The 21,391-nt window shown below is 61.8% G+C and carries 27 protein-coding genes, 1 rRNA gene and 1 pseudogene; 18 read left to right on the forward strand and 11 right to left on the reverse strand.

Annotation, left to right across the window (positions count from 1 at the left end; translation table 11 throughout):
- The 7 genes and pseudogenes from E4Q08_RS15255 to E4Q08_RS15285 form a co-directional block, all read right to left on the reverse strand.
- A 16S ribosomal RNA gene (locus E4Q08_RS15255) occupies nt 1-190 on the reverse strand; the annotation flags it as partial.
- Between the two features lie 495 nt (nt 191-685).
- A complete protein-coding gene (gene tyrS / locus E4Q08_RS15260) occupies nt 686-1,885 on the reverse strand; it encodes a tyrosine--tRNA ligase (RefSeq protein WP_034915354.1) in 1,200 nt (399 codons plus the stop codon).
- 36 nt (nt 1,886-1,921) lie between these two features.
- Complete coding sequence (locus E4Q08_RS15265) at nt 1,922-2,182, reverse strand: YfhL family 4Fe-4S dicluster ferredoxin (protein ID WP_034915351.1); 261 nt, start codon at nt 2,180-2,182, stop codon at nt 1,922-1,924.
- 13 nt (nt 2,183-2,195) lie between these two features.
- A pseudogene (gene coaD / locus E4Q08_RS15270) lies at nt 2,196-2,700 on the reverse strand (pantetheine-phosphate adenylyltransferase).
- Nucleotides 2,687-3,244 (reverse strand): 16S rRNA (guanine(966)-N(2))-methyltransferase RsmD, encoded by a 558-nt coding sequence (gene rsmD, locus E4Q08_RS15275; protein ID WP_308240146.1) that lies wholly within the window; start codon nt 3,242-3,244, stop codon nt 2,687-2,689. The pseudogene coaD and the gene rsmD overlap by 14 nt, the downstream one beginning before the upstream one ends.
- 1 nt (nt 3,245) lies before the next feature.
- Nucleotides 3,246-4,547 (reverse strand): M16 family metallopeptidase, encoded by a 1,302-nt coding sequence (locus E4Q08_RS15280; protein ID WP_034915347.1) that lies wholly within the window; start codon nt 4,545-4,547, stop codon nt 3,246-3,248.
- Nucleotides 4,548-4,557: 10 nt separating this feature from the next.
- Nucleotides 4,558-5,925, reverse strand: a complete 1,368-nt coding sequence (locus tag E4Q08_RS15285; RefSeq protein WP_169071015.1) for a M16 family metallopeptidase — start codon at nt 5,923-5,925, stop codon at nt 4,558-4,560.
- Nucleotides 5,926-6,022: 97 nt separating this feature from the next.
- On the opposite strand from E4Q08_RS15285, the gene ftsY reads away from it, so the two are divergent.
- Genes ftsY through ftsX form a run of 3 tightly spaced genes read left to right on the forward strand, consistent with a single transcriptional unit; the run spans nt 6,023 to nt 8,588 of the window.
- Entirely contained in the window at nt 6,023-7,009 is a 987-nt protein-coding gene (ftsY, locus tag E4Q08_RS15290) for a signal recognition particle-docking protein FtsY (protein WP_034915344.1), read from the forward strand.
- Nucleotides 7,006-7,692: a cell division ATP-binding protein FtsE gene (gene ftsE, locus E4Q08_RS15295; protein WP_169071016.1), complete on the forward strand. Its 687-nt coding sequence runs from the start codon at nt 7,006-7,008 to the stop codon at nt 7,690-7,692. Before ftsY ends, ftsE begins: the two co-directional genes overlap by 4 nt.
- A complete protein-coding gene (ftsX, locus tag E4Q08_RS15300) occupies nt 7,689-8,588 on the forward strand; it encodes a permease-like cell division protein FtsX (protein WP_034915339.1) in 900 nt (299 codons plus the stop codon). The genes ftsE and ftsX overlap by 4 nt, the downstream gene beginning before the upstream one ends.
- A 71-nt stretch (nt 8,589-8,659) precedes the next feature.
- Here ftsX and E4Q08_RS15305 read toward each other — a convergent pair whose 3' ends face one another.
- A complete protein-coding gene (locus tag E4Q08_RS15305; RefSeq protein ID WP_169071017.1) occupies nt 8,660-9,031 on the reverse strand; it encodes a diacylglycerol kinase in 372 nt (123 codons plus the stop codon).
- Nucleotides 9,032-9,066: 35 nt separating this feature from the next.
- The gene (gene hisC / locus E4Q08_RS15310; protein ID WP_169071018.1) at nt 9,067-10,146 is read right to left on the reverse strand and encodes a histidinol-phosphate transaminase; all 1,080 of its coding nucleotides are present in this window, start codon (nt 10,144-10,146) and stop codon (nt 9,067-9,069) included.
- Between the two features lie 144 nt (nt 10,147-10,290).
- On the opposite strand from hisC, the gene hisB reads away from it, so the two are divergent.
- The 10 genes from hisB (at nt 10,291) to tatC (ending at nt 15,962) form a co-directional block, all read left to right on the forward strand.
- Complete coding sequence (hisB, locus tag E4Q08_RS15315; RefSeq protein WP_034915367.1) at nt 10,291-10,878, forward strand: imidazoleglycerol-phosphate dehydratase HisB; 588 nt, start codon at nt 10,291-10,293, stop codon at nt 10,876-10,878.
- 1 nt (nt 10,879) lies between these two features.
- Nucleotides 10,880-11,551, forward strand: a complete 672-nt coding sequence (gene hisH / locus E4Q08_RS15320) for an imidazole glycerol phosphate synthase subunit HisH (RefSeq protein ID WP_169071019.1) — start codon at nt 10,880-10,882, stop codon at nt 11,549-11,551.
- 56 nt (nt 11,552-11,607) lie between these two features.
- Entirely contained in the window at nt 11,608-12,351 is a 744-nt protein-coding gene (gene hisA / locus E4Q08_RS15325; RefSeq protein WP_034915331.1) for a 1-(5-phosphoribosyl)-5-[(5-phosphoribosylamino)methylideneamino]imidazole-4-carboxamide isomerase, read from the forward strand.
- Between the two features lie 43 nt (nt 12,352-12,394).
- A complete protein-coding gene (hisF, locus tag E4Q08_RS15330) occupies nt 12,395-13,156 on the forward strand; it encodes an imidazole glycerol phosphate synthase subunit HisF (protein WP_034915328.1) in 762 nt (253 codons plus the stop codon).
- Entirely contained in the window at nt 13,153-13,557 is a 405-nt protein-coding gene (hisI, locus tag E4Q08_RS15335; RefSeq protein WP_169071020.1) for a phosphoribosyl-AMP cyclohydrolase, read from the forward strand. The genes hisF and hisI overlap by 4 nt, the downstream gene beginning before the upstream one ends.
- A complete protein-coding gene (locus E4Q08_RS15340) occupies nt 13,554-13,874 on the forward strand; it encodes a phosphoribosyl-ATP diphosphatase (RefSeq protein WP_034915322.1) in 321 nt (106 codons plus the stop codon). The genes hisI and E4Q08_RS15340 overlap by 4 nt, the downstream gene beginning before the upstream one ends.
- A 4-nt stretch (nt 13,875-13,878) precedes the next feature.
- Nucleotides 13,879-14,229: a histidine triad nucleotide-binding protein gene (locus tag E4Q08_RS15345; protein ID WP_034915320.1), complete on the forward strand. Its 351-nt coding sequence runs from the start codon at nt 13,879-13,881 to the stop codon at nt 14,227-14,229.
- Nucleotides 14,230-14,306: 77 nt separating this feature from the next.
- The gene (gene tatA, locus E4Q08_RS15350; protein ID WP_034915318.1) at nt 14,307-14,567 is read left to right on the forward strand and encodes a Sec-independent protein translocase subunit TatA; all 261 of its coding nucleotides are present in this window, start codon (nt 14,307-14,309) and stop codon (nt 14,565-14,567) included.
- Nucleotides 14,568-14,680: 113 nt separating this feature from the next.
- Nucleotides 14,681-15,091 (forward strand): Sec-independent protein translocase protein TatB, encoded by a 411-nt coding sequence (gene tatB, locus E4Q08_RS15355; protein WP_169071021.1) that lies wholly within the window; start codon nt 14,681-14,683, stop codon nt 15,089-15,091.
- A 7-nt stretch (nt 15,092-15,098) separates the two neighbouring features.
- The gene (tatC, locus tag E4Q08_RS15360) at nt 15,099-15,962 is read left to right on the forward strand and encodes a twin-arginine translocase subunit TatC (protein ID WP_169071022.1); all 864 of its coding nucleotides are present in this window, start codon (nt 15,099-15,101) and stop codon (nt 15,960-15,962) included.
- 22 nt (nt 15,963-15,984) lie between these two features.
- Here tatC and E4Q08_RS15365 read toward each other — a convergent pair whose 3' ends face one another.
- Nucleotides 15,985-16,791 (reverse strand): class II glutamine amidotransferase, encoded by an 807-nt coding sequence (locus E4Q08_RS15365; protein WP_169071023.1) that lies wholly within the window; start codon nt 16,789-16,791, stop codon nt 15,985-15,987.
- Nucleotides 16,792-16,803: 12 nt separating this feature from the next.
- Nucleotides 16,804-17,976 (reverse strand): trypsin-like peptidase domain-containing protein, encoded by a 1,173-nt coding sequence (locus tag E4Q08_RS15370; RefSeq protein ID WP_169071024.1) that lies wholly within the window; start codon nt 17,974-17,976, stop codon nt 16,804-16,806.
- Nucleotides 17,977-17,997: 21 nt separating this feature from the next.
- On the opposite strand from E4Q08_RS15370, the gene E4Q08_RS15375 reads away from it, so the two are divergent.
- From E4Q08_RS15375 to E4Q08_RS15395, 5 genes are all read left to right on the forward strand, one after another.
- Nucleotides 17,998-18,744, forward strand: coding sequence for a Nif3-like dinuclear metal center hexameric protein (locus E4Q08_RS15375; RefSeq protein ID WP_169071025.1), 747 nt, complete (start codon nt 17,998-18,000; stop codon nt 18,742-18,744).
- A 19-nt stretch (nt 18,745-18,763) separates the two neighbouring features.
- Nucleotides 18,764-19,447, forward strand: coding sequence for a fumarylacetoacetate hydrolase family protein (locus E4Q08_RS15380; RefSeq protein WP_169071026.1), 684 nt, complete (start codon nt 18,764-18,766; stop codon nt 19,445-19,447).
- Between the two features lie 209 nt (nt 19,448-19,656).
- The gene (locus E4Q08_RS15385; RefSeq protein WP_169071027.1) at nt 19,657-20,178 is read left to right on the forward strand and encodes a DUF3124 domain-containing protein; all 522 of its coding nucleotides are present in this window, start codon (nt 19,657-19,659) and stop codon (nt 20,176-20,178) included.
- 40 nt (nt 20,179-20,218) lie between these two features.
- The gene (locus E4Q08_RS15390) at nt 20,219-20,767 is read left to right on the forward strand and encodes a Gx transporter family protein (protein ID WP_169071028.1); all 549 of its coding nucleotides are present in this window, start codon (nt 20,219-20,221) and stop codon (nt 20,765-20,767) included.
- Nucleotides 20,760-21,377, forward strand: a complete 618-nt coding sequence (locus tag E4Q08_RS15395; protein WP_169071029.1) for a flavin prenyltransferase UbiX — start codon at nt 20,760-20,762, stop codon at nt 21,375-21,377. The genes E4Q08_RS15390 and E4Q08_RS15395 overlap by 8 nt, the downstream gene beginning before the upstream one ends.
- Nucleotides 21,378-21,391 lie beyond the last annotated feature (14 nt).

Below are 21,391 nucleotides of genomic sequence, written 5' to 3' on the forward strand. Positions count from 1 at the left end.
CTGCTCACAGAATATGCGTATTAGCGTAACTTTCGCTACGTTATCCCCCATTCCAGGGCACGTTCCGATGCTTTACTCACCCGTCCGCCACTCGCCACCAGAGTGTTACCACCCCGTGCTGCCGTTCGACTTGCATGTGTAAGGCATGCCGCCAGCGTTTAATCTGAGCCAGGATCAAACTCTTCAGTTCAATTCCTAAAACTCTCGCTTGACGTCTACTCCATCAACCAGGATTCCTCCCAATCAATGGCTTTTCCATCTGTGCGAGTCCTTCTTATCCTTTATCCATCCGCTTGCGCAGATCTTCCCAGATCAAGAACCCACACCTATCGGTTGTCCAATTTTTAAAGAGCTGCAGGGCGGCCACCAGGTCATCCTGCCTTGTTGCGATGCTGCTGTTTCCGTGCTGCCTGAGCAGCGAGAGGGCGCATTATACAGGCGTTTGCTGCGGCGTCAATAACTGATTTCTCAAACCTGCCAGCAGCTTCTCTCGCTACCAGCGCCTTCCCGAAGGACTGCGCTGAAGCTTGCCGAATGTACATAACAAGCTGTTTTTAATCAGCTTTTTTTGCGTCTTCAGCAACGAAGGAGCGGATTATACAGGGCCACACCGGAACGTCAACCCTCTTGTCCAACTATTTCACACGGCTTGCCTGCACGCTCGGCAAGTTACTCTCGCGAAGGCTCAGGCAATGCTGACGCGCGCGAACTTGCGCTTGCCAACTTGCACGACGTAGGTGCCTTTGCCCGACAGAACGAGGTTCCTGTCATCGACCCTGCTACCGTCGATCCTGACCCCGCCCTGATCAATCATGCGCAAGGCCTCCGACGTGCTGGAGGTCAGTCCCGCCTGCTTGAGAACCTGCGCAATGCTCAGGGACTGGTCGATGGCCAGCAGGCTGACTTCCGGAATGTTATCGGGGATGGCACCCTGACGGAAACGTGCATCAAAATCGGCCAGCGCCCGCACCGCGGCAGAGGCGCCATGAAAGCGCTCTACGATTTCCTGTGCCAGCAGCACCTTGATGTCGCGCGGATTGCGACCGCCCATGACCTCGTGCTGCAAGCCGGCAATGTCCTCGATGCTGCGGAACGAAAGCAGCTCGAAGTAGCGCCACATCAGCTCATCCGAAACCGACATCAGCTTCCCGAACATTTCGTCTGGCGGCTCATTGATTCCCACGTAGTTGCCGAGGGACTTCGACATCTTGTTGATGCCATCCAGACCTTCGAGCAGCGGCATGGTCAGGATGCACTGCGGCGCCTGTCCGTAGTGCTTCTGCAACTCCCGTCCGACCAGGAGGTTGAACTTCTGGTCGGAACCGCCCAGTTCCACATCGGCCTTCATCGCCACCGAGTCATAACCCTGGCAAAGCGGATAGAGCAGTTCGTGAATGGCGATTGGCTGACCATTGCGGTAGCGCTTGGCGAAATCATCGCGCTCCAGCATCCGCGCAACGGTATGCAAAGCCGCCAGGCGAATCAGCCCCGAGGCACCCAAAGGATCGAACCAGACCGAATTGAAGCAGATCTCGGTCCGCTCGGGGTCGAGAATCTTGCACACCTGTTCCTGGTAAGTTCTGGCGTTATCGACGATCTGCTCGCGCGACAGTGGCGGTCGAGTCACATTCTTGCCCGTTGGATCACCAATCATGCCGGTGAAGTCGCCAATCAGGAACAGCACATGATGACCGAGGTTCTGGAAGTGTCTGAGCTTGTTGATCAGCACGGTGTGCCCGAGATGCAGATCCGGAGCGGTCGGATCAAAACCAGCCTTGATCCGGAGCGGCCGACCAGTCTTCAGCCTTTCACGCAGTTCGGCTTCAATCAGCAGTTCTTCCGCCCCGCGCTTGATCTGCTCGAGTTCTTCTTCAATGGCGCGCATGCAGACCTCTTCTCGCTGGCGTGGAGTGCTTCTGGTTCAGCCGCGGCCGGGGTTACCGGTCAGCTTCTCATACTTGACCCACAGTTGATCTTCGCTCTCCTGGTGTGCAGGATCTTTCGGAATGCAGTCGACCGGACAAACTTCGACACACTGTGGCGTATCGTAATGTCCGACGCATTCCGTACACTTGCTCGGGTCAATTTCGTAAATCTCCGCACCCTGGAAGATCGCTTCGTTCGGGCACTCGGGCTCGCACACATCGCAGTTGATGCATTCGTCGGTAATAATCAGAGCCATGCTTGCTGTTCCTTCAGATTGTTGAAATTTCTCGTACACGCTTGGCCAGCCGGAGACCGATTGCCGGCTGGACAAATTTGCTGACATCGCCGCCGAGAACGGCAATTTCGCGGACCATCGTCGCCGAGATGAACAGGTACTGCTCACCGGGAGTCAGGAATACCGTTTCGACTTCGGGAAAGAGGTTCCTGTTCATCCCCGCCATCTGGAATTCATAGTCAAAGTCCGAGACCGCGCGCAGCCCGCGGATGATCACCTTCGCCCCCTTGGCATGCAGGAAGTCCATCAGCAGGCCATCGAAACCACAGACTTCGGCATTCGGGTAGCACGCGAGAATTTCCTGTGCCATTTCGACCCGTTCGGCCAGCGAAAAAAAATGGCCTTTTCGGCTGGTTCTGGGCGATCGCCACGATCACCCGATCGAAGAGACAGGCCGCACGCCGAACGAGATCCTCGTGACCCCGGGTCATCGGATCGAAGGTACCTGCATAGATTGCCACCCGTTTATTCAGTGCCATCCGCTTCGCCTCGCCGCATCAAGTGATAGAACACCTGGCCAGCCCGACCGTGACGCAGCGTGCGCCAATCCCCAAGGCCTTCCAGGAGGGTTTCTGCCTCAGCATAGATGATGCCGTCCGCAGCCAGAACGCCCGGCACAATCGGTGCCAGCCGGTCCATCCAGCCGTCGTGAAACGGCGGATCCAGAAACAATACGTCGAAACGCGAGTTGACGGAAGCAAGAAATCGTAGCGCATCCGAGCGGACAATCTTCAGCCGCTGGCCTGCTGCCAGGATTTTCACGTTGTTCGCGATTGCCGCCACCGCCTTTGGCGAATGATCGACCATCACCACACGGGTGGCGCCGCGCGAGGCGGCTTCGAACCCGAGAGCACCGCTGCCGGCAAACAGATCGAGACAGGAAAGATCGGTCAAATCCTGCCCGAGCCAGTTGAACAGCGTCTCGCGAACACGTTCCGGTGTCGGCCGTAAAGCCGGCGAATCGGGAAAACGAAGGATCCTTCGCCGCCACTCACCACCAATGATACGCAGCGAATTCAGGATGTCATTCCCCGGCTCCGGCCACCACCACGGTCACCAGATGCTCTGGTCGCAGATGCCGGGCAAACGCCGCCTTGATGTCGGCGACCGTGACCTTTTCGATATTTTCCGGGTAGCGATCGAGATAATCGAGCGGCAGACCATAAAAGCCGATCATCGCCACATTCTCCAGGAGCTTGCGGTTACTGTCGAGGCGCAGCGGAAAGCTGCCGATCAGATTCTGCTTCGCGGCCTGCAACTCCGTTTCGGTCGGCCCCTGCTCGAGGAAGCTGGCAAGCACTTCACGAGCCACCTTCAGCGCGTCGTCGGCCTGCGTCTTTTTGGTCTGCAGGCCCATCTGGAACGGCCCCAACTGTTGCAGCGGCAGGAAGTAGCTGTGCACGCTGTAGGCAAGACCACGCTTGTCGCGAACCTCCTTCATCAGGCGTGAAACAAAGCCACCTCCGCCGAGAGAATAGTTGCCGACGGCCAAAGGAAAGAAATCCGGGTCGCCGCGCTTGAGTGCCGGCAATCCGACCAGCAGATGCGCCTGCACCGCCGGGTGGTCAATCCGCCGTTCGCCGGCTGCCGGTAATTCCGGGACCGCGATCTCTGCAGGGAGCGGTCCCGACGGCAGAGCGACAGTCAGCGCTTCGGCCACCGACTCGGCTTCGTCGCGCGACAGGTCACCGACGATGGTCACGCGGGCGCGCTGCGCGGTGTAATTTGCGGCATGAAAAGCGACGACATCCGCACGCACCAGCGCAGCCACCGATTCCGGTGTCGCATGCCGTCCATAGGGGTGCGCGCCATAAATTGCCGCCCAGAAAGCCCTGCTGGCAATGGCTTCGGGGCGCGTCAGCGCTTCCTTGAGGGTGGCGATCGAACGGGCCTGCTCGCGATCGAAGACCGCTGCGGGAAATTGCGGCGTGCTCAGAATCGCACGCAGCATGTCGAGTGCCGGGCCGCGCTTGTCAGCCATCGACAGCGTCCGCAGCGCAACCGACGCACGGTCCATGTCCACCCCACCCGACAACCTGGCGCCAAGGTCGGCCATCCGGCTGGCAATCTGCATCTCGTCCATCCCTGCAACCCCCAGATCGACCAGGGCGCGAGTCAACGAAGCCACTCCCTCCTTGCCCTCGGCTTCATGCGCCGTACCGGCGGCAAAGTCGACCTGGACGTCGAGAATCGGCAAGCTGTGGTTCTCGACAAACAGAACACCGGCTCCCGAGGTCGTCTGCCAGCGCTCGATCCTGGGACCGGCGTGCGCCATTGGCATGGCAAGAACCAGGCACAGGCAGATCAGCAGCTTGCAAGGGTTCATGAACGGGCTCTCAATGACGGGGGGTGAATGGCGAGCGGGCACGCGGCGTCGGGGGCAAGGGCTGCGGGTCGAGTTCGGCGACCGTCAGTTGCTCGTCGCGGAAGTACTTCCTGGAGACCATCTGGATTTGCTCGGCAGTGACTGCCTGCCGCTTTTCGAGCATGCGCCGGTTCAAGCGGTAGGGAATGCCTACTGACTCGAGTTGTCCGATCTCCATCGCCTGCGCAAACATCGAATCCAGCTTGTAGATCTGCCCGGCAATCAGCTGCGCCTTGGCGCGCGTGAGTTCGTCGGCGGCCACCCCCTGTTGCTGCACCTGCGCAATTTCGGCGCGCAGACCGGCCTCGAGATCGGCACGAGATTTTCCTTCGCTGGGCGATCCGTGCAAGTAGAAAATGCCCGGCCCGCGCGTCGTCGAGTCATAGCTGGCCGCCGCATCCACCGCCAGACGCTGCTCGCGAACGAGGTGCCTGGAGAAGCGCGCAGCTTCGTGACCAGACAGAACTGCCGACAGCATCTCGAGCGCATAGGGGTCGACGTCCTGGTCGACATCGCGGATGACCGGCACCTTGTAAGCCATGATCAGCACCGGCAGGTCTGCCGGTGCTTTCACCGTCAGGCGGCGACTGCCGACCTGCGCCGGCTCTTCCTGTGGCTTCCGGAGCGGCAGGGGGCGTGCCGGCAAGGCGCCATAATGCTGCTCGGCAAGCTGGAAAACGAGCGCATGGTCGACGTCTCCAACGACCACCACATAAGCATTGTTCGGGGCATACCAGTGCTCGTACCAGGTGCGTGCGTCATTGACGGTCATGTTCTCGAGATCGTTCATCCAGCCGATGATCGGAACGCGATATGGATGCGCCTGAAAAGCGACCGCACTCAGTTGCTCGAAAAGCAGCGCCTGCGGCTGATCATCGGTGCGCAGCCGCCGCTCCTCCATGACCACCCGGATCTCTTGTGCGAACTCCTTGGGGTCCAGGGTCAGATGGCGCATTCGATCGGCTTCGAGCTGCATCATCTCGGACAGCTTCTCTTTCGGCACCTGCTGAAAATACGCGGTGTAGTCACGACTGGTAAACGCGTTGTCACGCCCGCCAGCCGCAGCGACGCGGCGGTTGAACTCGCCAGGCCCGGCGCTCGGAGTGCCCTTGAACATCATATGTTCGAGTACATGCGCGACACCGGTGCTGCCGTTCGTCTCGTCCATGCTGCCGGCCCGGTACCAGACCATATGTGCAACCGTGGGAGCACGCCGATCCTCCTTGACGATAATCCGCAGGCCGTTCGCCAGCTGCTGCTCATAAGAATTGGCCAGCACCGATGCGGGTGCGGCCAGCACCAGCAGGCATCGAATCAATCGCGCGTGACGCATGGGCATGAGTCGCTTCTGATAGAATTTGGGAAGGTGTCGGGTAATTTCACCGGCATCTTACCACCGCCAACAAACCCGAGCGCCTTTGAGACACGAAAGCACCATGTTTGGTTTCCTCAAGAAGTCCACTGGTCAGCCGCCCGCGCCGACCAGTCCCGCCGTCAACGAAAGCGCAGCGCCTGTGGTCCCGTGGCGGCAGCGACTCAAGGCCGGTCTCGCGCGCACGCGCGCGCAGTTCAGCGGCAAGCTGAAATCGCTGTTCTCGCGCGGCAAGGTCGACGACGAACTGCTCGAAGATCTGGAAAGCCTGCTGCTGGGCAGCGACGTCGGACTCGATGCGACCCAGCATCTGCTCTATCAGCTGAAGATGCGCGCCAAACGCGACAGGCTCGACACCCCGGAAGCGATTCAGCGCGCGCTGTCCGAGATTTTCCATGATCTCCTGCGGCCACTCGAAGAGCCCCTCGATCTCACCACGCATCGCCCGTTCATCATCATGATTGCCGGCGTCAACGGCGCCGGCAAGACCACCTCGATCGGCAAGCTGGCCAAGCACTTTCAGGCACAGGGCCGGTCGGTCCTGCTGGCAGCCGGCGACACCTTCCGCGCCGCCGCGCGCGAGCAGTTGCAGGCCTGGGGCGAACGCAACAATGTCACGGTGATCTCCCAGCAGTCCGGCGACCCGGCAGCGGTGATCTTTGACGCCATCGCCGCGGCCAGGGCACGCGGCATCGACATCGTCCTGGCGGATACGGCCGGCCGCCTGCCGACGCAGTTGCACCTGATGGAGGAAATCGCCAAGGTCCGGCGCGTCATCCAGAAGGCCGACCCGTCCGGGCCACACGAGACGCTGCTGGTCCTCGACGCGACCTTTGGCCAGAACACGCTGCAACAGGTAATGGCTTTCGACAAGGCGATCCAGGTCACCGGTCTGGTCCTGACCAAGCTCGACGGTTCGGCGAAAGGCGGCGTCGTCGCCGCAATCGCCCGCCAGTGCCCGAAACCGATTCGCTTTATCGGTGTCGGCGAAGGCATTGACGATCTCCGGCCTTTCACTGCCCGCGATTTCGTAGACGCGCTATTCGAGTGATTACCGCCAGCAACGTCACCAAACGCTACCCGGAAGGTCGCGAAGCCCTGCGCAACGTGAGTTTCGAGATCACCGCCGGAGAAATGGTTTTCCTTACCGGACACTCCGGCGCCGGTAAGTCGACACTGTTCAAACTGCTGGCGGCCATCGAGCGCCCGACTTCGGGCAGCATCGTGATCAACGGCCAGAATCTCGCTGCGCTGCGCAAGAACGCCGTTCCCTATCTGCGCCGCAAGCTCGGACTGATCTTTCAGGATCGTAAACTCCTGTTCGATCGCAACGTCATCGACAATGTGCTGCTGCCCCTGGCGATCGTCGGCCACCCGGCCAGAGAAGCGCTGCGCCGGGCCCAGGCGGCGCTGGCCAAGGTGGGTCTGCCGAATCGCGAGAAAACCTTTCCGATCGCGCTCTCCGGCGGTGAGCAACAACGTCTGGCAATTGCCCGCGCCGTCGTCAATCGACCAGCAATCATCCTCGCTGACGAGCCGACCGCCAACCTCGACGCAGCTTCGGCAGGCGAAATTCTCGAAATCTTTCGCGCCTTCCAGCAGGTCGGGGTGACCGTGGTCATTGCCACCCATGACCCGCTGCTGCTGCCCCATCTGCGACCGCGAGTTCTCTGCCTCGCCCAAGGCGAGATGAGCGAAGAGCACGAACTGGCCACCGGCGGTGTTGCGCCATGAGATCCTGGCTTGCCCAGCATCTGGCGGCGCTGCGCGATGCCTTGCGGCGATTGGCCGCAGCACCGCTCAGTTCGCTGCTGTCGCTGCTGGTGATCGGCGTCGCGCTGACCCTGCCGACCGCCGGCTGGCTGACCCTCGACAACCTCCGCAAGCTGACCGGCGACACCCCCGGCGTGCAACAGATCAGCATCTTCCTGGTCATCGACACCGGCAAGCGCGAGATCAGCGAAATCGAGTCGCGCCTGCGTGCAAGCCCTGCCGGAAGCTGGCGTTTCGTCCCGCGCGAGGAGGCTTTGCAGCGCCTGCAGGCCGCTGAAGGAATGGCCGAGATCATTGCCAGCCTGCCGCGAAACCCGCTGCCCGACGCCTTTGTCGTGACCCCCACAGACGCTCGGCCGGAGGCCCTTGAAGGCCTGGCAAAGACCTTTGCCACCTGGCCGAAGGTCGCGCATGTCCAGCTCGACTCGGCCTGGGTGAAACGCCTCGACGCTCTGCTCCGCCTCGGCAAGCTGGTCGTCATGATACTCGGCGCGCTCTTTGCCGGCGCGCTGGTGACCATCACCTTCAACACCATTCGCCTGCAAATCCTCGCCCAGGCCGCCGAGATCGAGGTGGCCAAACTGATCGGCGCAACCGATACCTACATTCAGCGCCCGCTGCACTATTTCGGCATGCTGCAGGGCGCCCTCGGCGGACTCTGCGCCGCCCTGCTGGTGAGCGCCGGTCTGCACCTGCTGACGCCGCCGGTGGCCGAACTGGCGCGGCTCTATGGTGCCAGCTTCGCCCTGCGCGGCCTGTCGGCGAGCGACGTCATCGTCCTGGCCGCGATCGGCGCTGCCCTCGGCTGGCTGGGAGCGAAGATCTCGGTGCGGATTCATCTGCGCCGCATCGGCTGAGACCGCCTCAGGCAGCGCCCTGAGCAAATTGCGATACCTCCCACAGAACAGGATTCCGGCAAGCCCCCGACTCACCCGAACAAGACACAGCCCCAGATCACCGGTACGTTGAGCAAGGCCAGCAGGACGGCAGCGCTGCCGATGTCCTTGGCGCGCTTGGCCAACGGGTGCCGATCCAGAGAAATCCGGTCGACCGCCGCCTCGATCGCCGAGTTGAACAATTCAACGATCAGTACCAGCAGCACACTGCCGATCATCAGCGCCAACCCCGGACCATTCGGCGACAGGAAGAAAGCCAGCGGAATCAGCAGCGCAGCGAGCAGCACCTCCTGCCGAAAGGCATCTTCCGCGACATAAGCCGCGCGCAGGCCGGCGCGCGAATAGTGGAACGCGTTCCATATCCGCCGCAAACCGGTCTGCCCCTTGAAAGGGCTTTCTTCCATATGGTGCTCCTTGCGACGAATCAAGCGATCAGGATCTATCCGCCCAGGATCCCTGCGAGAGCCTCGACCAGTAGCACGCATTGATCGTCGGTGCCGATCGTGATCCGCAGGTGCTGGTCGATACGTGCTTGCCTGAAATGACGGACGATGATGCCGCGTTGACGCAGGGCTGCGGCGAGCCGGCCGGCGTCATGCTGCGGGTGGTGGGCGAAGATGAAATTGGCCGCCGAAGGCAGGACTTCGAAACCCAGTCCCAGCAGTGCGCTGCGCAGGATCTCGCGACTGCGGATGACAGCCTGCCGGGTTGTTTCGAAGTGCTCCTGGTCGTCGATCGCGGCGACGGCACCGGCAATCGCCAGCCGATCGAGTGGGTAGGAATTGAAACTGTTCTTGACTCTTTCGAGCGCCTCGATCAGTTCATGATGGCCGACCGCATAGCCGACACGCAGCCCAGCCAGCGAACGCGACTTCGAAAGGGTGTGCACGACCAGCAGGTTCGGGTGATGATTGACCAGCGCAAGCGCCGACTCGCCGCCGAAGTCGATGTACGCCTCATCGACGACGACGACCGATCGGTGATGCGCCAGGAGCAGACGCTCGATTGCCGGGAGTGGCAACAGACGACCCGTCGGCGCATTCGGGTTCGGGAAAATGATGCCGCCGTTTGCTGCCGCGTAATCTTCGCTGCGGATTTCGAAGTTCTCGTCGAGCGGCACGGCCACATGAGCGATTCCATACAGGCCACAGTAGACCGGGTAGAAACTGTAAGTGATATCCGGGAAGAAAATCGGCAACTCGTGTTTGAGCAACGCCATGAAGACATGCGCCAGCACTTCGTCGGAACCGTTGCCGACGAAGACCTGTTGCGGTGAAATGCCGAACTCGTCGTAGCGGGCAGCGACCGCCGCCTTGAGGCGCTCGGCGCCGGGATCCGGGTAGAGACGCAGCGATTCGCCGCCATTCGCCATTTCTTCGGCAATCGCAGCAGCAACACGCGGCGACGGCGGATAGGGGTTTTCATTGGTGTTCAATTTGACGAGGTTTGGCAGCCTGGGTTGCTCGCCCGGAACATAGGGCGTCAGGCGGTATACGAGAGAACTCCAGTAGCGGCTCATGAAAGGCTGCTCGGTTCGGATGCATGCGAAGCGTGAAATGGTATCATGCGTGCAGTGCGATCCGTGCTGATGATCGCCAGGGGTTCGCAGCAGTACGCCGAACTTTTTTCCAGACCCGAAATGCCTCCCGGCAATGGTATCCCGATGCGGCAAGCAGAAGTTTCCAGGAATACGCTCGAAACCCGGATCACCGTTCGACTGAACCTCGACGGCAGCGGCCGCGGCAGCTTCGCGACCGGCGTGCCCTTCCTCGATCACATGCTTGAACAGATCTCCCGACACGGGCTGATCGACCTCGATGTTGCGGCCACCGGTGACCTGCATATCGACGCACACCACACCGTCGAGGATATCGGCATCACGCTCGGGCAGGCGCTGGCCAGTGCCCTCGGCGACAAGAAGGGCTTGCGTCGTTACGGGCACGCCTATGTACCGCTCGACGAAGCGCTGTCGCGAGTCGTGGTCGATCTCTCGGGCCGGCCGGGTCTCGAATTTCATGTCGATTTCCGGCGGGCAATGATCGGTACTTTTGATGTCGATCTGGTACACGAATTTTTTCAGGGACTGGTCAATCACGCCTTGCTGACGCTGCATATCGACAATCTGCGCGGCGACAATGCGCACCACCAGGCGGAAACGCTGTTCAAGGCTTTTGGCCGTGCGCTGCGCATGGCCGTCGAGGAAGATCCGCGCGCCGGCGGCAGCATTCCATCGACCAAGGGCACACTGTAATATGTTGACGGACAATGCGCCCAAGGGTGATGGCAAGGGAGCGATCGTTGTGGTCGATTACGGCATGGGTAACCTGCGCTCGGTCTGGCAGGCGCTGGTGCATGTCGCCGATGGACGTGAAGTCCTCGTCTCGGCAGATCCGGCGGTGGTCAGCGCAGCCGAACGCGTGGTCTTCCCCGGCCAGGGGGCGATGCCCGACTGCATGCGCGAGATCGAGGCACGCGGTTTGCGTGCGGCGGTGCTCGAAGCCGCTGGCAACAAACCCTTTCTCGGCATCTGCATTGGCCAGCAGATGCTCTTCGAGCACAGCGAGGAAGGCGATGTGCCGGGACTCGGCGTCTTCGCCGGCAAGGTCCGCCGCTTTCCCGCCGAGCGCATGCTCGACGCTGCCGGCAACCGCCTCAAGGTACCGCACATGGGCTGGAATCAGGTGCGGCAAGTCAGAGGGCACCCCCTGTGGAAGGGTATTGCCAATGACCAACGCTTCTATTTCGTCCACAGCTATTTCGTCGCCCCGACCGACGACGCCTGCATCGTCGGGAGCACCGATTATGGCCTCCCCTTTACCAGCGCGGTGGCACGGGATAATATCTTCGCCATTCAGTGCCACCCGGAAAAAAGTGCCCTGGCCGGCCTCGCCATGCTGGCCAACTTTGTCGTCTGGAAGCCCTGATCGACCGACGCTGTTTTACACTTACTTGTCTCAACCCACCTTCTTCTCCTTTCAAGATGCTGATCATTCCCGCTATCGACCTGAAACAGGGACAGTGCGTCCGTCTCAAGCAGGGCCTGATGAACCAGGTCACGGTTTTCTCCGATTCCCCCGGCGAGCAGGCTCGCCACTGGCTGGCGCAGGGCGCGCGCCGCCTGCACGTGGTCGACCTAGACGGCGCTTTTGCCGGCAAGCCGAAGAACGAGAAGGCGATCAAGGAAATCGTGCAGGCCGTTGGTGATGATATTCCCGTACAACTTGGTGGGGGCATCCGCGACCTCGACACCATCGAGCGTTGCCTCGACGACGGGGTCAGTTACGTGATCATCGGGACTGCAGCGGTGAAGAATCCCGGCTTTCTGCACGACGCCTGCGGCGCTTTTCCCGGCCACATCATTGTCGGCCTCGATGCCAGGGACGGCAAGGTTGCGGTTGACGGCTGGTCGAAAATGACCGGCCACGATGTCATCGATCTGGCGAAGAAGTACGAGGACTACGGAGTCGAGGCCATCATCTATACCGACATCGGCCGTGACGGCATGCTTTCGGGAATCAACATCGCGGCCACGGTGAAACTCGCTCAGGCCCTGTTGATTCCGGTGATCGCCAGTGGCGGTCTGTCGAGCCTCGAAGACATTCGGCAGCTTTGCGCGGTTGAAGAGGAAGGCATCAGCGCTGCCATCGCCGGCCGCGCGATCTACGATGGATCGCTCGATTTTGCTGTGGCACAGGCCGCAGCAGACCGTGCCGCAACGCCATGATCGTCTTCGCCTCCTCCTGGCAAACTCGGGGCGGTAGCTGACCTTGGGCCTCGCCAAACGCATCATTCCCTGCCTTGACGTGACTGCCGGCCGTGTCGTCAAAGGCACCAACTTCGTTGACTTGCGTGATGCCGGTGATCCTGTCGAAATCGCCCGCCGTTATGACGAGCAGGGCGCCGACGAAGTCACTTTCCTCGATATCACCGCCTCCTCGGACCAGCGCGACATCATTCTGCACATCGTCGAGGCCTGTGCAGCGCAGGTGTTCATTCCATTGACGGTGGGCGGCGGCGTACGTTCGGTCGCCGATGTGCGGCGTCTGCTGAATGCCGGCGCCGACAAGGTCAGCATGAACACCGCTGCCGTCGAGAATCCGGATCTCGTTGCCGAGGCATCGGCCAAGGTCGGGAATCAATGCATCGTCGTGGCCATCGACGCGAAGCAGTCGGCTCCGGGTGTCTGGCAGGTATTCACGCACGGCGGGCGCAGGAACACCGGCATCGACGCCGTCGCCTGGGCACGCCGCGTCCAGCAACTGGGCGCCGGCGAAATCCTGCTCACCAGCATGGATCGTGACGGCACCAGGAACGGTTTCGATCTGCCGCTGACGCGAGCGGTCTCCGATGCAGTCGATCTCCCGGTGATTGCCAGTGGTGGCGTCGGCAATCTCGAACATCTCGCAGCCGGCATTGCGGAAGGCCGTGCCGACGCCGTGCTGGCCGCGAGCATCTTTCACTTTGGTGAATATACGGTTCGCCAGGCCAAGGCATACCTGCGCGAGCGTGGCATCGAGGTCCGCCTGTGAGTGATCTCGACCCCGGCCTGCCGTGGCTCGACGCACTGAAATGGGACGAGCAGGGTATGCTTCCGGCTATTGCACAAGACGCCAGCAGCGGTCGGGTACTGATGTTTGCCTTCATGAACCGGCAATCATTAGAGGAGACGATAAACAGCGGGACCGCGGTATACTGGTCGCGTTCGCGGCAGCGGCTGTGGCGCAAGGGCGAAGAGTCCGGCCATATACAGCGTGTGCAGTCGCTGCGCACCGACTGCGACGGTGATGTGCTGCTGCTGTCGATCGACCAGGCCGGCGGTATCGCCTGCCATACGGGCCGCGCAAGCTGCTTTTTTTATCAACTGCAGGGGGACTTCTGGGTTGCCACCGACCCGGTGCTCAAGGACCCTGAGGACATTTACGGCAAATGAACATGGACATGCTGCACCGGATCTCGGAAACACTGCTTGAACGCCGCAAGGCCGACCCGGAAACTTCCTACACGGCACAGCTGATGTCCAAGGGGCCGGACGCGATCCTGAAGAAGATCGGCGAAGAAACTGCCGAGCTGATCATGGCCGGCAAAGAGGGCAACCGCCTGCATGTGGTCTGGGAATCCGCCGACGTGCTCTATCATACGATGGTGCTGCTCGCCTTCTATGGACTGTCGATCGAGGACGTATTGCAGGAGATGCGCCGGCGTGAGGGAATCTCGGGAATCGACGAGAAGAAATCACGGAAGGGCTGAAAACATGGAAAACTGCTTGTTCTGCAAGATCGCAGAGGGCCAGATTCCCTCCCGCAAGGTCCATGAAGACGACGAGATTCTGGCCTTTCACGACATCCACCCGGCTCGTCCGGTGCATCTGCTGGTCATCCCCAGGCGTCATATCACCTCGCTGGCGACGACCACCGAGGCCGATGTGCCGGTGCTTGGCAGGATGCTCGCCATCGCCAGTCGCCTGGCAAGCGAACAGGGTAGTCCGGATGGCTTCCGGGTGATCATCAATACCGGACGGATCGGCCATCAGGAAGTGCAGCACCTGCATGCGCACATCGTCGGTGGGCCGGAACCGGTCGGGCCAATGCTCAAACGTATCTGACGGGTGCTGCGGGCCGGGAGAAGGGTGCCGATCCCGCTGTACATGGCGCCCGATTTCATCTTAAATGGAGGCCTGACATGGGCTCTTTCAGCATCTGGCATTGGTTGATCGTTCTGATCATCGTCCTGTTGATTTTCGGGACCAAGAAACTGCGTAACCTCGGAGCCGATCTCGGTGGCGCGGTAAAGGGCTTCAAGGACGGGATCAAGGACGCGACCCCAGAGGACAAGGCCGCCGAAAACCCGCCTGTAAGCCCGCCTTCTCCTCAGCCGCCACAACAGCAGGTCGGTACGGGCCAGACCATCGAGGGCGAGATCAGGGAAAAAACCAGGAGCTAGGCGAAGGGCAAGTGGCATGACTGGCAGCGGGCGCCCTGGACCGCCGGGAGTCTTCCCGGCCGCACCCGCCTGCCGGGCGCGTCTCCCATCCTTCCCTGAGCCAACGGCCACCCATGTTTGATATCAGCTTTTCCGAGATGATCATCATCGCCATCGTCGCACTGGTGGTGATCGGTCCTGAACGACTGCCCAAGGTGGCGCGTACGGCCGGACACCTGCTTGGCCGTCTGCAGCGTTACGTCAATGACGTGAAATCCGACATCAACCGCGAAATGCAGCTCGAAGAACTGAAGAAACTGCAGAGCGAGCTCCAGGAATCGGCCCGCAACGTCGAACAGAGCCTGAGCAGCGAAATGCAGGCTGCAAGACAGGCGGTAAACCAGACGGAGCAAGCACTCCGTGATGACCTGAAGTCCGCGGCGGCGCTCGAACAGCCGACAGCGCCAGCAACGCCATCTACTGCGACCAGCAATGCCCTGCCACCGGCGAGCACTGACCCCGGGCAGCCGACGCGAGCGCTCTGATCCAGAGATGAATCCACCCGAAGATTCCTTTCTTTCGCACCTGATCGAGTTGCGCGACCGCCTGATCCGGGCGCTGGTCGCCATCGGTATCGTCTTCATCTGCCTTTTTCCCTGGGCCAAGGAACTCTATGCGCTGTTGGCGCAGCCCTTGCTGGCAACGTTACCGCAAGGCGGCCAGATGATTGCGACCGACGTGATCGGCGTTTTCCTGGTGCCGATGAAAGTGGCGCTGATGCTTGCCTTCCTGATCGCCCTGCCCTACGTGCTCTATCAGGTCTGGGCTTTTGTCGCGCCCGGTCTGTATGCCCATGAGAAGCGGCTGGCGCTGCCGCTGGTGACAGCCAGTGTGCTGCTGTTCTTTGTCGGCATGGCTTTCGCCTATTTCCTGGTCTTTCCCACCGTCTTCGGGTTCATGTCCAAGGTGGCCCCCGAGGGCGTCGCCTGGATGACCGACATCGAGAAGTACCTCTCTTTCGTGCTCACCACCTTCGTCGCTTTCGGGGTGACCTTCGAGGTCCCGGTGGTGGTGGTGGTCATGGTCTACGCCGGGATCGTCGATGTCGCCAAGCTCAGGGAATGGCGCCCTTATGTCATCGTCGGCGCTTTCGTGGTGGCCGCAGTGTTCACACCGCCCGACGTGATTTCACAGTTGATGATGGCGATTCCGTTGTGCCTGCTTTTCGAACTGGGGCTGTTCCTCGCGCGTTTCGTCGGCCAGCGCTCGGCACACGCCACGCCGATTGATCCGCCTGCTCCGGAAGCCCCGCTCAGCCCTGCGGCCGACTGGACACCCATGTCTGCCCAGGAGATGGATGCTGCGATCAAGGATCTCGGCGCGCAGCAGAACACGGACCGAAAGCCTGAGGCCTGAACCCGCTGCCGGTCCACATTGCTCAGGCAGGCGCTTTTGCCGGCCCGGCGACGGTGAGTTGATGCCTGACCGGTACCCCCTCGGCAAACAGCCACAGACTGCCGTTCGGCATCGTCGTCCAGCGCTCGTTGTCGGTCAGCGGGACAGTGGCAATGACCGCGACGCGATCATCGGGGGTCGTGACATCGCTGAAATCGATACTCAGATCCTGATCGCGCAGGTGCGCAACGGTAAACGGTGCCTGGCGGATGATATAGCTGAGCTGGGTGGAACAGTGGGCAAACAGACAGTCGCCATTCGACAGCAGATAGTTGCACGCGCCGCGCGCGCCGAGATCAAGGGTGAGTTGATGGAGCGCGTCGAACAGCCGGGTCTGACTCGGTGGCCGGCGGCCAAAGCGCTGACGCAGGTTCTGCAACAGCCAGCAAAAAGCGCGTTCGCTGTCGGTCTGGCCGACCGGGGTGAAACTGCCATCGAGTGGCGGCGTAAAGTCCGACAGATTGCCGTTATGGGCGAAAATCCAGTAACGTCCCCACAGTTCGCGCATGAAAGGATGCGTGTTCTCGAGGGCAACCCCCCCCTGGGTCGCCTTGCGGATGTGGGCGATGACGTTTTTGGAATGAATCGGATAGCTGCGCACCAGTTCGGCGACCGGCGAAACGCAGGACGGTTGCGGGTCGAGAAAGACGCGCGTGCCACGACCCTCGAAGAAAGCGATTCCCCAGCCGTCGCCATGGACGTCGGTGGCACCGCCGCGCGCCTGAAATCCGGCAAAGGAAAAGCAGATGTCGGTCGGGACATTGCAGTTCATGGCCAGTAATTGGCACATTATCGGCCCCGACTACTCGCGCTCGCGGCGCGGTGGTGCCCGCTTGCCGATCTTGACGGTAGTATCGAGTACGTTGTTCTGACGGCGCAATCGGAAGGAGATCATTTCGCCAGGCTTCTGGCTGGCGATCAGGTCGAGCATGCCCTGCGGATCCTTGACCGCCCGCCCGTCCACGGCGAGCAGGATGTCTCCCGGTTTGATCCCGCCCGCATCGGCCGGGCTGCCGCGCAGGACGCCGGCAATCAGGGCGCCGTTGGTATCCGGCAGGCCAAAGGACTCTGCCAGGTCGACGCTGATTTCCTGAGCCTCGACGCCAATCCAGCCGCGGGTCACGGTACCGGTCTGGATGATCTGCTCCATGACGTTCCTGGCGATCGAGATCGGAATCGCAAAACCGATCCCCAGCGAGCCGCCCGAGCGCGAGTAGATGGCCGTATTGATGCCGATCAGGTTGCCCTGGCTGTCCACCAGCGCGCCCCCCGAATTGCCGGGATTGATCGCCGCGTCGGTCTGGATGAAGTTCTCGAAAGTGTTGATTCCGAGATGCGAGCGACCCAGCGCGGAGATGATCCCCATGGTCACCGTCTGGCCGACGCCAAAGGGGTTGCCAATGGCCAGCGCAACGTCACCCACCACGACGTTGTCCATTTTGCCCAGGGTGATCGCTGGCAGGATCAGTTCCTTGCCGTTGTGTTCGGTGATCTGCAAGACCGCGAGGTCGGACTCGGGATCACTGCCGACCAAGCGGGCGTCGAGGTTGCGGCCGTCGCTGAGGGCGATTTCGATCTGGTCTGCCGCTTCGACCACATGAAGGTTCGTGAGAATATAGCCGTTCGGGCTGACAATGACCCCTGAACCCAGCCCGGAAGTCCTGGGCGCGTCACCTGCGGGGTTGTCCCCAAAAAAGTGCCGGAAGACCGGGTCGTCAAACAAGGGATTACGCCGCGTCTTGATTTTCTGCGAGGTAAAGATATGCACCACCGACGGCAGCGCCTTCTTCGCCGCTTCGCGGAACGAGGTCGGGGTGGCGGCTGGGGCAGCCACAACGGCCGACTCCTGCAGCGCCACGACACTGGCCGGGGACGGTTTGTTGTCCAGCCACTCCGGCCTGAGCGTACTCACCACGAACAAAACGGCAAGACTGATCGTCACCGTTTGTGCAAAAATCAACCAGAGCCTGCGCATGTGCGAAATCGGAGCCAGTGAATGAAACGCCAAGAATTGACACGCTACCTGGAACAGTTGCTGGAACCAGGGCGTTTCCGGGATTATTGCCCAAACGGCCTGCAAGTGGAAGGACGCCCCGAAGTCAGGCGCCTGATCGCCGGTGTCACGGCCAACCAGGCACTGCTCGACGCAGCCGTCGAGCTTGACGCTGATGCCCTCCTGGTCCATCACGGCTGGTTCTGGCGCGGCGAAGATGGTCGTGTCACCGGCCTGCGCAAAACGCGCCTGCAAACGCTGCTGAAGCACGATATCAACCTGATCGCCTATCATCTGCCACTCGATGGCCATCCGGCATTCGGCAACAATGCACAACTGGCCAGCCGACTCGGCTGGACTCCGGACGCTCGTTTTGGCGAGCAGGACGTCGGCTGGCTGGGTACCCTGGAAAACCCGACCAGCGTTGCGGCAATCGTCGATCGTGTCAGCCGCGAGTTGCAGCGCCCGCCGCTGCTGATCGGTGACGGCGAACGCCTGGTCAGCCGCGTCGGATGGTGTTCCGGCGCGGCGCAGGGCTTGTTCGAACAGGCCATCGCGCTCGGCGTCGATCTCTACCTGAGCGGTGAGATCGCCGAGCAGACCGTGCATCTGGCGCGCGAGTCCGGCGTCGCCTACCTTGCCGCCGGTCACCACGCCAGCGAACGCTTTGGCGTGCAAGCACTCGCCGCCCATCTGGCCGAACGTTTCGGCCTTGACTGTCCATTCGTCGACATCGACAACCCGGTCTGAATCCCCACAAGGAGCTGCCATGAACTACGTCTTTCCACCCCCACCACCGGTCAGCGTTCCCGTTGCCGGCGGCAACACCCTTTTCCCGGTCCGCCGCGTCTACTGCGTCGGCCGCAATTACGCCGATCATGCGGCGGAGATGGGTGCCGATGGCCGCGAACCGCCTTTCTTCTTCAGCAAGCCCAGCGATGCGCTGGTGCCGGGCGGCGGGGATGTCGCCTATCCGCCAGCCACCGGCAATCTTCAGCACGAGGTCGAACTGGTCGTTGCGCTGGCCGCTGGTGGCGCCAATATCGATCCGGCACAGGCGCTCGACTGCGTCTATGGCTACGCAGTCGGTCTTGATCTGACCCGGCGTGATCTGCAGCTACGCGCCAGGGACAAGGGCCACCCTTGGGACATGGGCAAAGGGTTCGACCAGAGCGCGCCAATCGCTGCGATCCATCCCCTGGCGACCGTCGGACATCCGGCCCACGGTTCGATCTGGCTCAAGGTCAATGGCCAACTGCGGCAGAATGGTGACCTCGAACAGATGTCGTGGAAAGTCGCAGAAGTCATCGCCAACCTGTCGACCTACGTGACTCTCGCCGCGGGAGACCTGATTTTCACCGGCACCCCGGCGGGCGTTTCGACGGTGCTGCGTGGCGATGTGCTCGAAGCCGGCGTCGCCGGCGTCGGCGAGATCTGCGTGCGACTCGTCTGAGATCTAACGGTCATGACTTTTCCAGGCACCCCCGATCATGAAAGTCATGACCGTTTCCCTCTCCCCCGACCCCTCCCCCGCAAGTGGGGAGGGGAGATTCGTGAGTCGCTGACGCGACTTTTACATCAACACCGTTTCTCTGCCTTGTCGGGCGATTCCGGCTTGCACAACGGCATCGCCAATCCGACGATCCCCTCAAGGAGCCTGTCATGAATGCCACCTCCTCGCCTTCCCGCCGCCTCGCTTGCGCTGGCAACTGCCGACTGGCGGCGACGCTGACCTTCGCCTGCGCGATGGCAGCGGCACTCGCCGAAGGAATCGAACCACCCACCCGCGGGCAAACGGTCTATGTGCCGATCTACTCCGAGATTCGGCACGGCAATGTGACTTCTTCGGGCCGGGCCGACAACACCCTGTTGTCGGTCCTGGTCAGCGTCCGCAATACCGACCCCAACCACCCGATCCGGGTCGTCGCGGCACCTTACTACAATACCGAGGGCGCCCTGATTCGCAACTCGGTGCCGACACCCAGGGTGATTCCCCCATTTGGCACCTTCGAACTGTTCATCGAACTGCGCGAGAACGCCGGCGGTTCCGGAGCCAATTATGCGATCAAGTGGGAAGCGGCCACGCCCGTCTCGCCACCGACCATCGAGGCCCTGCATTCCAAGTTTCAGGCAGGCTATTCGGTCGCCTTCATCTCGCGCGGCCGCGCCATCTCGGAACCTTGAGCATGCCGGAACCGGGCAGGCACCGTGACGACGGCCAGTGATGCCTGATCGCCAGCGGCTGATCACGCTGCACACGACGCCCGAGGACCACCGCATCGCACAGCTCGCGGCCGCAGCGATCGGCCTGTCGCTGATCGACGCGGCCATCCCGATGCCCTTGCCAGGCGTCAAGCCGGGCCTCGCCAATATCGTCACGCTGATCGTTCTGGCGCGCTACGGCTGGGTTGCGGCCGCCTGGGTGAGCGGCCTGCGTGTCTTCGCCGGCAGCCTGCTGCTGGGCTACTTTCTGTCACCCGGATTTTTCATGAGCCTCAGCGGCGCGCTGTGCAGCCTGCTGACGCTGGCGCTGGCCGTGCGCCTGCCGCACCGCTGCTTCGGGCCGGTCAGCTGGAGCATCCTGGCCGCCTTTGCGCATATCAGTGGGCAACTGCTGCTGGCACGGCTGTGGCTGGTTCCTCATGATGGCCTGTTTGTGCTGCTTCCTTTCTTTACGCTGGCGGCACTCGTCTTCGGGATCATCAACGGCCTGATTGCAGTCCGCCTGCTCGAAGAATTGCCGGCCAAACAACCGGAGGTCGACCATGCCTGAAACCGTCTGCCTGGCCTTCACCGGCGCCTCCGGCATGCCTTACGGCGTGCGCTTGCTCGAATGCCTGCTCGCCGCCGGCTGCCGGGTCCAGCTTCTTTACTCGCAGGTTGCGCAGATCGTCGCCCGGCAGGAGATGAGGCTCGACTTGCCGGCGCGCGCCAGCGAGGCACGCGCCAGCCTGGAGGAACGCTACCGCGACTTACCTGGCCGACTCGAAGTCTATGGCCGTGAAGAATGGTTTGCGCCGCTCGCCAGCGGCTCCAATCCGCCCGACGCCATGGTCATCTGCCCGTGTTCGATGGGAACTCTCGCGGCGATCGCCCAGGGGCTGGCCAGCAAGCTGATCGAACGGGCCGCCGACGTGGTCATCAAGGAAGGCCGCAAGCTGATCCTGGTGCCGCGTGAGACACCGCTGTCGGTGATTCATCTCGAAAACATGTTGCGTCTGGCAAGGGCGGGAGCCGTGATCCTGCCTCCCAACCCGGGCTTTTATCAGCATCCGCAGCGAGTCGAGGACCTCATCGATTTCGTGGTGGCGCGTATTCTTGACCAACTGCACGTGCGCCATGCGCTGCTGCAGCGCTGGGGAGACACGCCGGCTGCCCCATGACCAGATCCGCCTGC

The sequence above is a fragment of the Candidatus Accumulibacter contiguus genome, assembly GCF_012940005.1.
Taxonomy (GTDB): domain Bacteria; phylum Pseudomonadota; class Gammaproteobacteria; order Burkholderiales; family Rhodocyclaceae; genus Accumulibacter; species Accumulibacter contiguus.